The organism is Pseudomonas sp. v388 (assembly GCF_003935425.1).
Lineage (GTDB): Bacteria > Pseudomonadota > Gammaproteobacteria > Pseudomonadales > Pseudomonadaceae > Aquipseudomonas.
In genome coordinates this window covers 308,853-321,453 of record NZ_RHQN01000007.1, presented here as the reverse complement: position 1 = coordinate 321,453, position 12,601 = coordinate 308,853, and the positions used below count along the sequence as shown (strand labels likewise).

At 63.0% G+C, this 12,601-nt stretch carries 10 protein-coding genes; 4 read left to right on the top strand and 6 right to left on the bottom strand.

Features of this window, described 5'->3' with window-relative positions:
* The first annotated feature begins 5 nt into the window (after positions 1-5).
* The gene (locus tag EGJ27_RS18280; protein ID WP_125832142.1) at positions 6-662 is read left to right on the top strand and encodes a CoA transferase subunit B; all 657 of its coding nucleotides are present in this window, start codon (positions 6-8) and stop codon (positions 660-662) included.
* 168 nt (positions 663-830) lie between these two features.
* Positions 831-2,249 carry a short-chain fatty acid transporter gene (locus EGJ27_RS18275; protein ID WP_125832141.1) on the top strand — a complete coding sequence of 473 codons (1,419 nt, stop codon included), beginning with the start codon at positions 831-833 and terminating at the stop codon, positions 2,247-2,249.
* Between the two features lie 146 nt (positions 2,250-2,395).
* Here the strand turns inward: EGJ27_RS18275 and EGJ27_RS18270 are convergent, their stop codons facing one another.
* A complete protein-coding gene (locus tag EGJ27_RS18270) occupies positions 2,396-3,328 on the bottom strand; it encodes a 2-hydroxyacid dehydrogenase (RefSeq protein WP_125832140.1) in 933 nt (310 codons plus the stop codon).
* A 130-nt stretch (positions 3,329-3,458) separates the two neighbouring features.
* On the opposite strand from EGJ27_RS18270, the gene EGJ27_RS18265 reads away from it, so the two are divergent.
* Both EGJ27_RS18265 and pssA read left to right on the top strand, forming a co-directional pair.
* Complete coding sequence (locus EGJ27_RS18265; RefSeq protein ID WP_125832139.1) at positions 3,459-4,604, top strand: glycerophosphodiester phosphodiesterase; 1,146 nt, start codon at positions 3,459-3,461, stop codon at positions 4,602-4,604.
* 172 nt (positions 4,605-4,776) lie between these two features.
* Positions 4,777-6,120: a CDP-diacylglycerol--serine O-phosphatidyltransferase gene (gene pssA / locus EGJ27_RS18260; protein ID WP_125832138.1), complete on the top strand. Its 1,344-nt coding sequence runs from the start codon at positions 4,777-4,779 to the stop codon at positions 6,118-6,120.
* On the opposite strand, the gene EGJ27_RS18255 is transcribed toward pssA, so the two are convergent.
* The 5 genes from EGJ27_RS18255 to EGJ27_RS18235 all read right to left on the bottom strand — a co-directional run bounded on the left by EGJ27_RS18255 (position 6,117) and on the right by EGJ27_RS18235 (position 12,435).
* The gene (locus tag EGJ27_RS18255) at positions 6,117-7,100 is read right to left on the bottom strand and encodes an aldo/keto reductase (protein WP_125832137.1); all 984 of its coding nucleotides are present in this window, start codon (positions 7,098-7,100) and stop codon (positions 6,117-6,119) included. The genes pssA and EGJ27_RS18255 overlap by 4 nt on opposite strands.
* Positions 7,101-7,103: 3 nt before the next feature.
* The gene (locus EGJ27_RS18250; RefSeq protein WP_125832136.1) at positions 7,104-8,417 is read right to left on the bottom strand and encodes an NTP/NDP exchange transporter; all 1,314 of its coding nucleotides are present in this window, start codon (positions 8,415-8,417) and stop codon (positions 7,104-7,106) included.
* A 28-nt stretch (positions 8,418-8,445) separates the two neighbouring features.
* The gene (locus EGJ27_RS18245; RefSeq protein WP_125832135.1) at positions 8,446-8,787 is read right to left on the bottom strand and encodes a carboxymuconolactone decarboxylase family protein; all 342 of its coding nucleotides are present in this window, start codon (positions 8,785-8,787) and stop codon (positions 8,446-8,448) included.
* Positions 8,788-8,886: 99 nt separating this feature from the next.
* Entirely contained in the window at positions 8,887-11,505 is a 2,619-nt protein-coding gene (gene ligD, locus EGJ27_RS18240) for a DNA ligase D (RefSeq protein WP_125832134.1), read from the bottom strand.
* Positions 11,506-11,526: 21 nt separating this feature from the next.
* On the bottom strand, positions 11,527-12,435 hold the full coding sequence (locus tag EGJ27_RS18235; RefSeq protein ID WP_125832133.1) for a Ku protein: 909 nt from the start codon (positions 12,433-12,435) through the stop codon (positions 11,527-11,529).
* Between the last annotated feature and the right edge of the window lie 166 nt (positions 12,436-12,601).

Here is a 12,601-nt window from a genome sequence, read left to right as displayed (position 1 = left end):
AGACCATGGCACTTTCCCGCGAACAAATGGCTCAACGCGTTGCACGCGAACTCAAGGACGGCTACTACGTGAACCTGGGCATCGGCATTCCGACCCTGGTCGCCAACTTCGTCCCCGACGGCATCGATGTGATGCTGCAATCGGAAAACGGCCTGCTGGGCATGGGCGCGTTTCCCACCGAAGAGACCATCGACGCCGACATGATCAACGCCGGCAAACAGACCGTCACCGCGCGCATCGGCGCTTCGATCTTTTCCTCGGCCGAGTCTTTCGCCATGATCCGTGGCGGCCATGTGGACCTGACCGTGCTGGGCGCGTTCGAGGTGGACGTGGAAGGCAATATCGCGTCGTGGATGATCCCCGGCAAGCTGGTCAAGGGCATGGGTGGCGCGATGGATCTGGTGGCCGGCGCCGACAACATCATCGTCACCATGACCCACGCGTCCAAGGACGGCGAATCCAAGCTGCTGCCGCGCTGCAGCCTGCCGCTGACCGGTGCCGGTTGCATCCGCAAGGTGCTGACCGATCTGGCATACCTGGAAATCGAGAACGGTGCCTTCGTGCTGCGCGAACGCGCGCCGGGGGTAAGCATCGAGGAAATCGTCGCCAAGACCGCCGGCAAGTTGATCGTGCCGGATGATGTCATCGAAATGAGTTTCTGAGGTCCCCCCTGTCGGAGCCAGCCTGCTGGCGAAACCGCCGGAACTATTGACAGATTTTTTGTGAATGTACTGACGACTTCGCCAGCAAGCTGGCTCCTAACCCGCGATATCTGCGTATCCGTTCGCCTCCAACACAACACCCAAAAATAACTACAAAAGGTAAACCCTGTGGCCGCCAAACTAGAAGAAAGCCGCTCCGCCCGCTTTGCCCTGCGCTGCGCCGCCTGGGCCGAGCGCTGGTTCCCGGATTCCTGGGTATTCGCCGCGCTGGCGGTGGTCATCGTGACCGTCGCCACCCTCGCCATGGGCGCCCGCCCCGCCGAAGCCGCCAAGGCCTTCGGCGACGGTTTCTGGAGCCTGATTCCCTTCACCATGCAAATGGCCTTCGTGGTGATCGGCGGCTATGTGGTCGCCAGTTCACCGCCCGCGGTGCGTCTGATCGATCGTCTGGCGCGCATTCCCAAGAACGGGCGCTCGGCGGTGGCCTGGGTCGCGCTGATCTCGATGGTGGCTTCGCTGTTCAACTGGGGCCTGTCGCTGGTATTTGGCGGCTTGCTGGTACGCGCACTGGCGCGACGTACCGACCTGCGCATGGACTACCGCGCAGCGGGCGCCGCTGCCTACCTGGGCCTTGGCGCCGTGTGGGCGCTTGGGCTGTCTTCGTCGGCTGCTCAGTTGCAGGCCAACCCCGGCAGCCTGCCACCGTCGATCCTGGCGATCACCGGCGTGATTCCGTTCACCGAGACCATTTTCCTCTGGCAATCGGGGGTGATGCTGTTGGCGCTGATCGTGATTTCGCTGATCGTCGCCTACGCCACGGCCCCCGGCCCCAACAGCGCGCGCGACGCCAAGGCCTGTGGCGTGGACCCGGCCTTCAACCTGCCGCCGTTGCCGCCGCGCACACGTCCCGGCGAGTGGCTGGAATACAGCCCGCTGCTGATCATTCTGATGGTGCTGCTGGGCGCGGGCTGGTTGTTCAACGAGTTCTCCACCAAGCCGGCCATCACCGCCATTTCCGGGCTCAATACCTATAACTTCCTGTTCATCATGCTCGGCGCCCTGCTGCACTGGCGGCCGCGCAGCTTCCTCGATGCCGTGACCCGCGCCGTACCGACCACCACCGGCGTGCTGATCCAGTTTCCGCTGTACGGCTCCATCGCTGCGTTGCTGACCACGGTCAAGGGCGGCGATGCCCAGACCCTGGCACATCACATCTCGTTGTTTTTCACCAGCATCGCGTCCCATGACACTTATGCGTTGCTGATGGGCGTGTATTCGGCGGTGCTGGGCTTCTTCATTCCCTCGGGTGGCGGCAAGTGGATCATCGAAGCGCCTTATGTGATGCAGGTCGCCAATGAATTGCAGTACCACCTGGGCTGGGCAGTGCAGATCTACAACGCTGCCGAAGCATTGCCGAACCTGATCAACCCGTTTTATATGCTGCCGCTGCTGGGCGTGCTGGGCCTCAAGGCCCGGGATCTGATCGGTTTCTCCTTCGTGCAGCTGCTGGTGCATACGCCGTTGGTGCTGTTCCTGCTGTGGGCGCTGGGGACGACATTGACCTATACCCCGCCGGTGCTGCCGTAACGAGTTACGCGCAACTGATTGTCATGCGCTGCCTTCTGTGGGAGGCAGCTTGCTGGCGACCTGGCCAGTACATCCACAGCAGATGTATTGCCCGTAACGCAGTCGTCGCAGCGAGCTGCCTCCCACAGAAATTCAGCGCCGTACAGCTACACCACCGCGCTCAACACCGGCTCGCCTGCGAAGAATGCCTTCAGGTTATCCCTGACCATCACCACCATGGCTTCGGACGCTTCGGGCGACAGGCCGCCGACGTGGGGCGTCAGCACGACATTGTCCAGCGCCTTGAGCACGTCGGGCACCTCCGGTTCGTCATCGAAGACATCCAGCGCGGCGCCGGCGATTTGCCCCGACTTCAGCGCCTCGACCATCGCCTGGGTGTCGACCACACTGGCCCGAGCGATATTGACCAGAAACCCCTCCTGCCCCAACGCCTGCAACACCTTGGCATCCACCAGCCGCAGCGTCGCGCTTCCACCCGGCGTGGCGACGATCAGGATATCCGAAGCCGACGCCAGCTCCAGGGCCGTGGGATGCCAGCGGTAATCCACGTCGGTGCGCGGTTTGCGATTGTGATAAGCCACCACCATATCGAAACCCGTCACACGCCGGGCAATCGCCAGGCCGACCGCGCCCAGGCCGATGATCCCCACGCGTTTACCCGCCATGGACGGGCGCATTGCCTTGCGCCACTCCCCGCGCCGTACCGAGGCATCGGCCTGGGGAATGTCGCGCACCAGCGCCAGCAACAAGGCCAGGGTGTGATCGGCCACGGTCGCGGCGTTGACGCCGGCGCCGTTGGTTACAACGATGCCCCGGGCGGCGGCAGCGGCCAGGTCAACCTTTTCATAGCCGGCGCCACTGACGCAGATGATGCCCAGATTCGGCAAGGCGTCCATTTCCTCGGCAAAGAAACCCAGCGGGCCGCGGGTGACCACCGCCGTAATGGCCGGGCCATGGGCGGCGATGGCCTGGGCGCGCAACTCCGCTGTCGGCGCGCGGACCAGTTCGAAGCCGCTGGTTTCGAGGATCGCCAGATACTCATTGAGGTTTTCCACCAGCACCAGCACCTTGCGGGTCATGCATCGCTCCTTGGCGAAGAACTGAAAGTGCGACAGTAACGCGACTGAGCAGGAATGTGCAGACGTTCATGTCGCTGAAAAGCTAGGTTGCTATAGTCGAGCCTTCACGCAGACAAGGAATCACCCGACCATGCAAGGATTTCCATTGAGCAAGACCCCATTGGCCACGTTGCTGGCGGCAGGCATTCTGGCAGCGACACTGTTGTCTCCGGGCCCTGCGGTTGCGGCCGAACCACCGGGCAAGGCCCTGAGTGAAAAGCACGGCCTGCCCTGGCCTGCGGTGGTCGCGCATCGTGGCGCTTCTTACGATGCCCCTGAAGAAACCATTCCCGCCTACATCCTCGCTCGCGACCTGGGCGCTGACTACCTGGAAATGGATGTACAGCGCACCAGGGACGGGGTACTGATCGCCCTGCATGACGATCTGCTGGAGCGCACCACCAACATCGCCCAGGTATTTCCCAAACGCGCCAAGGACCCGGTGAGCACCTTTACCCTGGCCGAGATCAAGCAACTGGACGCCGGATCGTGGTTCAACAAGGCGTACCCGGACCGCGCCCGGGACAGTTACGCCGGGCTGCAGATTCTGACCCTGGATGAAGTCATCGACATTGCCGAAGGCGGCGCCAACAAACCGGGGCTGTATATCGAGACCAAGGTGCCGAACCAGTTTCCCGGTATCGAGGCCGATCTCAAGAAAGCCCTGGCCAAACGCGGCTGGCTGGGTGAACGCCCGGCAGCGGCGGCCGGGCAGGTGAACGTCGCCCATATGCCGGGCCGGGTGGTGTTGCAGACCTTCGAGAAGCAGAGCCTGGAGCTGTTGCACAAGGAGATGCCGTCGGTGCCCAAGGTGCTGCTGTTGTGGATTGGGGAAGGTTCGATCGAACCCAAGTCCAATGTCGCCTTCAAGGATTCCGGGTTCAAGGACAAGAACAGCTACTACGGGGCTCAGGAAGTGAAGTCCCCGGAAGCCTTCCAGGCCTGGGTGGACTGGGCCAAGGCCCACGGCGCCATCGGCACCGGCCCATCGGCGAAGCTGACCCAGGGCGGCGACCAGAGCTACATGGATCTGGTGAAACCCTGGATGAACACCCTGACCCACGAGAAAGGCCTGGTGATTCACCCGTACACGGTGGACGACGCGGTGGACTTCAAGAAAATCAGTACCGACGGCGTGGACGGCTTTTTCACCAACCGCACCGCCGAGCTGCTCAAATTCTATGAGCGTCCGGCCAAGGAAAGCATGGAGACCATCCTCAAGCGCAACGGCTACTGATCTCGGTTTTTTTGCCAGCAAGCTCCTGCAACACGGCAGCGTGCACGTTGCCCGTAGCAGCGAGCTTGCTGGCGAAGGGGCCGCCATGGGCAATACGAATCGCCTCCCGCCCGCGGCCGCCGTCCTAGTCTGTTAAGCTCGTGCGCTACTGGTTCATCCCATCGAGAGGCCTATGCAGTCCAACTTCCGACGCTCGACCCTGGCAGCGCTCCGCGGTTTTACCCTGCCCGCTGATGCCATCTCCATCGTCCCCAGTGCCGCCGACTACCGCCGCGTATTGCTGGAAAGGATTGCTTCGGCCAGCCGCCGCATCTACGTCACGGCTCTGTACCTGCAGCAGGATGAAGCCGGCCAGGAAATTCTCGACGCGCTGTACGCCGCCAAGGCGGCGCGCCCGGAGCTGGACGTCGTGGTACTGGTGGACTGGTTCCGCGCTCAACGCGGCCTGATCGGTGCCGGGCGCCAGCCGGGGAACTCCAGCTGGTATCAGGCGCAGAACCTGGAACACGACCACGAAGTGCCAATCTATGGCGTGCCGGTGCAGACCCGCGAGCTGTTCGGCGTGCTGCACCTCAAGGGCAGCGTGATCGACGACTGCGTGCTCTACACCGGAGCGAGCATCAACAATGTCTATCTGCACAAGCTCGACAAGTACCGGCTGGACCGTTATCACCTGATCCAGAGCCCGGCGCTGGCCGATACCTTCGTGCAGCTGGTGTGCGAGCAGATCCTGCCGTCCCCGGCCGTGCATCGCCTGGACCTGCAATCGCCCCCCAGCTCACGCAGCCTGCGCGGGGAAATCCGCGCGTTTCGCAGCGACCTCAAGCGCGCCGCCTATGAAACCCAGGCCGGCGACAAGGAAAACGGCGAGCTGCGCATCGTTCCCTTGCTCGGCGTCGGCCCGCGCAACTCGCTGAACCGCGCCATCTGCGACCTGATCGCATCCAGCAAGACCCAGCTGACCCTGTGTACCCCTTACTTCAACCTGCCAGTGGTGGTAACCCGGGAAATCAATCGCGCCCTCAAGCGTGGGGTCAAGGTGGACATCATCATCGGCGACAAGACCGCCAATGACTTCTTCATCCATCCGGATGAGCCGTTCAAGGTCATCTCCGCGCTGCCGTACCTGTACGAAATCAGCTTGCGGCGCTTCCTGCAGAAACACAAAAAGGCCATCGCCAAGCACCGGCTCAATGTTCATCTGTGGAAACACAGCGACAACACTTTCCACCTCAAGGGCGTCTGGGTCGATGACCGCTACACCCTGTTGACCGGCAATAATCTCAACCCGCGAGCCTTCAACCTGGACCTGGAAAACGCGCTGCTGATCGATGACCCGCAACGCGAGTGGATCGACCCTCGCCAGGCGGAAATCGACCTGCTGATGCGCCACACCCAGCGGGTCGGCCAGTATGACGAACTCGACACACTGGCCCATTACCCGGACAGCGTGCGCAAATTTCTGCGTCGAGTGAGCCGGGTACGCGTCGAACGCCTGCTGTACCGCATCCTTTAAAGCAGCGCGATCAACTGATGCCGTTGGGCATCGGTCAGCATGGGGCCGAAACCGGCACCGGCGTTGTCGCTCATGTAGCGTGGGTTGCCGGTGCCGGGGATCACGCAGGTTACGGCAGGATTGGCCAGCAGGAATTTCAGTGCCAGCTGCGGCCAGCTGTTTACCTCGACCTGCGCCGCCCAGCCTGGCAACGGCTTGTCCTTGAGCCGCGACAACAATCCGCCGCCGCCGAATGGCCGGTTACAGATCACTGCCACACCCCGCTCCCGACACAGAGGCAACAGCCGCGCCTCGGCTTCACGATCGTCCAGCGCATAGTTGATCTGCAGGAAATCCAACGGCTCGCTCTTGAGTACCGCTTCCACATCGGCATAGGCCGACGAGGTGTAGTGGCTGATGCCGACATAGCGAATCCGGCCCTGTTCCTTCCACTCCCGCAGCGTGGGCAGATGGGTTTTCCAGTCCAGCAGGTTGTGGATCTGCATCAGATCGATGCGCTCGGTCTGCAATAACCTGAACGACTGCTCCATCTGCGCGACGCCCTCGGCACGCCCGCGGGTCCAGACCTTGGTAGCCAGGAATGCCGGCGAGCGCGGCTCGTGGATCGACAGCAACTCGCCGGTGGTCTGCTCGGCGCGGCCGTACATCGGTGAACTGTCGATGACGCTGCCGCCGGCCGCGAACAGCGCGTCCAGCACCGCGCGCAGCTGCTTATAGGCGGGACTGGCGGTAGCCACATCGAAACCCCGGTAAGTGCCCAGGCCGATGACCGGCAGCGGTTCGTTACTGGATGGTATGACACGAGTCAGCATGGTTTTGCCTCCAGGGTTCAGGGTCGGGGGAAGCGTCGCAGGCGCGGTCGGCGTTGGCAGTGTTGCCGGGCGCTCGCTCGCCGCGGCGCTATCGAACACCAGCGCGGCGCTTGCCCCTGCCGCCAGGGTCAACAATCGTCTGCGAGTGAGCAGATGTGGAGGATGCATGAATTACTCCTTGTCTGTGCGCAATGGCAACGGGTCGGCGACCCGGTCCGGCCCCGGTTCGGCCGGCACCCTGCGTTTGTGTCTGCCCGCCAGCCAGAGCGACAGCCAGGCCCAGGCCGCGGCGAACGGAATCACCAGCACGGCCAGCAGGCCGAAGCCCGCGCCAATGGCCGCCAAACCAAAGGACAGCCAGCCACTGGCCGCATCGCCGCCCCGGTAGACCAGCGTCTCGATGACGTTCTTGGCCTTGTACTTTTCTTCACGGCTGACCACGGTCCACAACACTTCCCGGGCCGGCCGCACCACCGCGAACTCGACCGCACGACGCAGGCCCTGGGCCAGGGCCACCGTGGTCGGCACCGGCGATGCGGCCATGGCGGCAAACGCCAGCACCGTCGCCACCGGCAGCGCCACCAGCGCCCCGCCAATACCCACCAGGCGGATCAGCGGCGCGGTCAGCAGCAGTTGGAACACCAGGGTCAGGCTCGAAACCGTGAGGTCCACCAGAGCGAAGAATCGGGTGCGCGAGGCGACATCGTCGTAGCTGGCTTCCACGATGCGGCCCTGCTCGAAATACAACAGCGTAGCCGCACTGGTGTGCAACAGCATGAACAGCACCAGGCCCAGCAGGTAGCGGGAACGCAGAATCAGCGTTACGCCCGCAATCATCGAACCACCCAGGCGGCGTTCCGCAGCCGACGACGCGGGGCCTTGGGGCCGGGTGCGGGTCAGCAAGGCGCGATGGCAGGTCACCGCGCCTTCGAGCAGCAACGCCGCGCCGATACCCAGGGCCAACGGCCCGAGCCGGGTCGCCATGGTCGCCGCCAGCAACGGCCCGACGAACGTGCCAAGCGTCCCGCCGGCGGCGATAAAGCCGAACAGGCGCCGGCCCTGCTCGCTGGAAAAACGGTCGACCAGCACGCTCCAGAAAATCGAAACGATGAACAGGTTGTAGATGCTGATCCATACGAAAAACACACGCCCGACCTGGACCGGTGCAACCTGTTCGGCAATCAGCACGCCGAACACCAGCATCGACAGGGCGATCAGACGGTAGACCAGCGGCACGAAACGTTTGGCCGGCAGACGGGAAACCAGTGCACCGAACAGCGGCACCATGACCAGCATGACCACGAAGGTCGCGGTAAACAGCCACTGCAACTGGCCGGCACCGCCTTCCAGCCCCAGTGCATCGCGCAATGGACGCACCAGGTAATAGCTGGCCAGCACGCAAAAATGGAAAACGAACCCCAGCAGCAAAGCCGCCCTTTCGGACGGCTCGACGTGCACCCACCTCAGCAGCGTAGCAACCGGCATCGGACGCCTGGCTGCGTCGGCAGGCCCTTCATTTCTTCAGCTCATCAAAGGCTTCCAGCGCATGCATCGAGTAGATGTAGGCGGCCCCGGCATTCAACGACACTGCTGTCGCCAGCGCCGCGGCGACTTCTTCACGGGTCGCGCCGGCGCGGATCGCAGCGTCGGTGTGTGCGCCGATGCAACCGTCGCAGCGGGTAGTGACGGCCACCGCCACGGAAATCAGTTCGCGAGTCTTGGCATCCAGGGCGCCATTTTCCGCTGCGGCGTCGTCCAGCATCTTGTAAGCCTGGACCATCTTGGGGTTGGAGTTGCCGAGCGAGCCGAAAGACTTCTTGATGGTGACCAGCAGGTCTGACCATTGACCGAACATGAGCAGTCTCCTCATGGTTAAGGTGCAGCTTGTGGTTTGGACACGACCCGACTTGCGTCGAGCCGACTGCTGTCGGTTATCGAAGCGTCGGCGCCCGCGTTACGGCTGCTTTGCGCCCAGTTGCTTCCACATCTTTTGGGTAATGCGTTGCTTGTTGCGATAACCCTGCCACGGGTCGGCTTTGAGCGCTCGCAGGCGCTGGGCCAGATTACCGACGTTCCATTGCGCGGCAGACTGCAGGTTGGCCAGCTCATCCAGGGCGATGGGCACCGACACCGGCAAGCCTGGCCGCGCCCTGACAGAATAGGCGGCCACGGTGCTGCCGCCGCGGGTGTTGCGCAGATAATCGATGAAGATCTTGCCGACCCGATGCCTGGGTCCCATGGTGGCGGTAAACCGCTCCGGCAGCTTCTGGCTGACGAACTCGGCAATCGCCTTGCCGAAGGCTTTGACCGTGTCCCATTCCGCCTGCCGGGCAAGGGGCACGATGATGTGAATGCCCTTGCCGCCGCTGGTCTTGAGGAAGGCTTGCAAACCAAGTTCTTCCAGCACGGCGAGGATCATCTGGGTGGCTTCGATCATGCTGCGCCACGGCAGGGCCGGATCAGGGTCCAGGTCCAGCACCAGGTGGTCCGGGGTTTCGATCTTCGCGCTGGTAGCGCCCCAGGTGTGAAACTCGATGGCTCCCATTTGCGCGGCGCCCACCAGCGCCTGCACGCTGTCGATCTCCATCAGCGCGGCGTGGCCGGGGTCGAGCTTGCGATCCAGCTGCTTGATATGGGGAATCGCCAGGCGCTCGGCGTGTTTCTGGAAAAACTGCTCGCCGGTGATGCCATCCGGGCAGCGCAGCAAGGCCACCGGCCGGTTGTCCAGAAACGGCAGAATCCAGTCGGCGATGGCCTCGTAGAACTGCGCCAGCTCGACCTTGTGGGTGCCGCTTTCGGGGTCTATAACCCGGTCAGGATGGCTGACGCTGACGCCGGCCACGTCCACCCGGCCCTTGGTTTTCCTGGGCGCAGGCGCAGGCGCGGAGGATGAGCCGGTGGCTTGGCGCGACCGATTTTTGCGGGTGGCGGGACCCGCCGGTTGCGGATGCTCGCGGATGATCTCGGCGGCCGGTTTGTCGTTACGCAGCCCAATGAACGCCGCCTGGCGCAGAATGCCTTCGCGGGTCCATTCAGCGAACTCCGCCTCGCAGACCAGTTGCGGCTCGACCCACTGCACGCCGCGCCCTTGGGCGCCGGTCAGTTTACTGCTCAACGGCGATTGCTCCCTGTGCAGCGGTGTCAATTGCTCATGCAGTTGCTTGAGGCTGATCGCGCTGAAACCTGTGCCCACGCGCCCGGCATACACCAGCCCCTTGTCCGGATCGTTGACCGCCAGCAGCAACGCGCCAAAGCTGCTCCGTGTGCCTTGGGGCGCCGTGTAGCCGGCTATGACGAACTCCTGGCGCAGGCGACATTTAAGCTTGATCCAGTCTGCATTGCGCTTGCTGACATACGGGCTGCCGGCACGCTTGCCGATCACTCCTTCAAGTCCCATGGCGCTGGCGCTCTCGACGATATCGCGATGGCCGGAACGAAAGGCATCCGAATAGCGCAGCACCCGGCTGCGCTGGCCGTGCAGCAGCTGTTTGAGCTTCTCCCGGCGTTGCTCGACCGGCACGTCGCGCAGATCCTCACCGTTGTGAAACGGCATGTCGAACAGGTAATAAAGGATGTCCTTGCTGCGGCCGGTCTCGAAGGCGTTCTGTAACGCCTGAAAGTCCGGCAGACCTTGCTCGTTGAGCACCACCACCTCGCCGTCCAGCCAGCTGTCGGCAAGCTTCAACTTTTGCAGCGCCTTGACCTGCAGCGGCATGCGTTCGCTCCAGTCATGACCGTTGCGGGTGATCAGCCGCACGTCATCACCCTGGATCCTGGCCATGATTCGATACCCGTCGAACTTGATTTCATACAGCCAGTCGCCGGCCGGCGGCGACGCGACCAGCGAGGCCAGTTGTGGCGCCAGTTGCTCGGGAAACGCGACGCGTCGGCGGGTCTTTTTTGTTTTCACCGGCGCGGCTGATTCGGTCGATCCGCCCTTCTGCACAGCAGCAGTGCTGGAAGGGCTTTTGCGCTTGGCCGATACTGCCTTTTCGCGCCCCAGCCCGACCAGACCGCCGCTGATGACGCTGGCGGGCAGTTCCTCGGTAATGTCGTATTCCGCAGCAGGCCGAGCGACTTCATCCTTCTCCTTGATCAACAGCCATTGCTGCTTGCTGCTGCTTCCACGCAACCGGGTTCTAACCAGCGTCCAGTCGCCGGTGAGCTTTTCACCCACCAGGGTAAATTTGAGCTTGCCGTCTTCATAGGTTTTCTGCGGGTCGCCGTGGGGTTGCCAGACACCTCGATCCCAGACGATCACATCGCCGCCGCCATATTGGCCCTTGGGAATACTGCCCTCGAAACCGGCATAACCCAGCGGGTGGTCTTCGACATGAACGGCCAAGCGCTTCTGGCTCGGGTCCAGACTCGGGCCTTTGGGAATCGCCCAGCTTTTCAGGGTACCGTCCAGCTCCAGCCGAAAGTCGTAGTGCAGGTGGCTGGCGTCATGCTTCTGAATCACGAAACTCAAGGCCTTGCTGCCCGCCTTCGGCCGGCGGACCGTCGTTTCAGGCGGTTCGGAGGTGACGTCGAAGTTGCGCTTGCGGGTGTATTCGCTGTCGGGCTTGGCCATGGTCGTGGTTCTCTGGGGTGCTCAGGAGGCCTTGCTGGTTTTCTTGCGCGCCGGCGCCCGACGTTTGGCAGGCTTGCTCTCGTCCGCCTGGTCCGTGTCGGCAGCCTTGGCGGCCGGCTTGCGTTTGGTCGCAGCGGTCTTGCCACCGGCCAGGCTGCGGCGCAGCAAATCGGTGAGGTCGATGACATCGGCGCTCTTGCGCTCCTCCTCCCCGCTGTCGCCCTCGACGTTTTCGATCTTGCCTTCGCGGGCCTTGGTTTCCACCAGTTGCATGATCTTGTCCTGGAAGGTGTCGCGGTAGTCGCCGGGCTTCCACTGCGCGCTCATGTCCTTGACCAGCCGTTTGGCCATGTCACGTTCGCTTTTGGTCAGCTGCGCGTCGGTGACGGCTTCGGTCAGTTCCAGTGCATCCAGCTCGCGGACGTCTTCAGGCCAGCGCAGGATCACCAGGACCATGGCCGACCCGAGCGGCATGACCGCCGCCAAATGCTCGCGGGTGTGCAGCACCACGTTGGCGAGGGCGACCTTATCGGTGTCCTTGAGGGTTTCGCGCAGCAGGGCGTAGACCTTTTCACCGCGCTTGTCGGGGGTCAGGTAGTAAGGCGTGTCGATGTTCTGCAGCGGGATCTGCTCGCTGTCGACGAAGCCGAAGATGTCGATGGTCTGGGTGGACTTGGGGTGCGCGGAGCGGATCTCTTCTTCGCTCAGGACAACGTAGCGTTCCTTTTCGTACTCGACGCCTTTGACGATGTTTTCCTTGGTGACTTCCTTGCCGGTCACTTTGTTGATGCGTTTGTAGCCGACCGGCTCCATGCTGCGCTTGTCGAGCCAGTCGAAATCGACCCCTTTGGACGATGTCGCTGATACCAGCGCCACCGGAATATGCACCAGCCCGAAACTGATTGCGCCTTTCCAGATTGCCCTTGCCATGGCTTGACTCCCGTTAGTCTTATCAAAGTGACCGGGCGGTGGGTGCAAAGTTTCGATGATTTCATGCGCGGGAGCCGGGGCGTCTGTGGAGAGAACTTGCTCGCGATCTGGTGCGTATCGGCAGCAACAATTCTGGCATTGCCCGGCAGGCTGCCTTCGCCAGCAA

Bases quoted from the DNA above. Each gene is read 5' to 3' on its own strand.
- EGJ27_RS18280 (WP_125832142.1), top strand. From the start codon at position 6: ATGGCACTTTCCCGCGAACAAATGGCTCAACGCGTTGCACGCGAACTC.
- EGJ27_RS18270 (WP_125832140.1), bottom strand. From the start codon at position 3,328: ATGACCCGCAAGGTGCTGGTGCTGGTGGAAAACCTCAATGAGTATCTG.
- EGJ27_RS18265 (WP_125832139.1), top strand. From the start codon at position 3,459: ATGCAAGGATTTCCATTGAGCAAGACCCCATTGGCCACGTTGCTGGCG.
- pssA (WP_125832138.1), top strand. From the start codon at position 4,777: ATGCAGTCCAACTTCCGACGCTCGACCCTGGCAGCGCTCCGCGGTTTT.
- EGJ27_RS18255 (WP_125832137.1), bottom strand. From the start codon at position 7,100: ATGCATCCTCCACATCTGCTCACTCGCAGACGATTGTTGACCCTGGCG.
- EGJ27_RS18250 (WP_125832136.1), bottom strand. From the start codon at position 8,417: ATGCCGGTTGCTACGCTGCTGAGGTGGGTGCACGTCGAGCCGTCCGAA.
- EGJ27_RS18245 (WP_125832135.1), bottom strand. From the start codon at position 8,787: ATGTTCGGTCAATGGTCAGACCTGCTGGTCACCATCAAGAAGTCTTTC.
- ligD (WP_125832134.1), bottom strand. From the start codon at position 11,505: ATGGCCAAGCCCGACAGCGAATACACCCGCAAGCGCAACTTCGACGTC.
- EGJ27_RS18235 (WP_125832133.1), bottom strand. From the start codon at position 12,435: ATGGCAAGGGCAATCTGGAAAGGCGCAATCAGTTTCGGGCTGGTGCAT.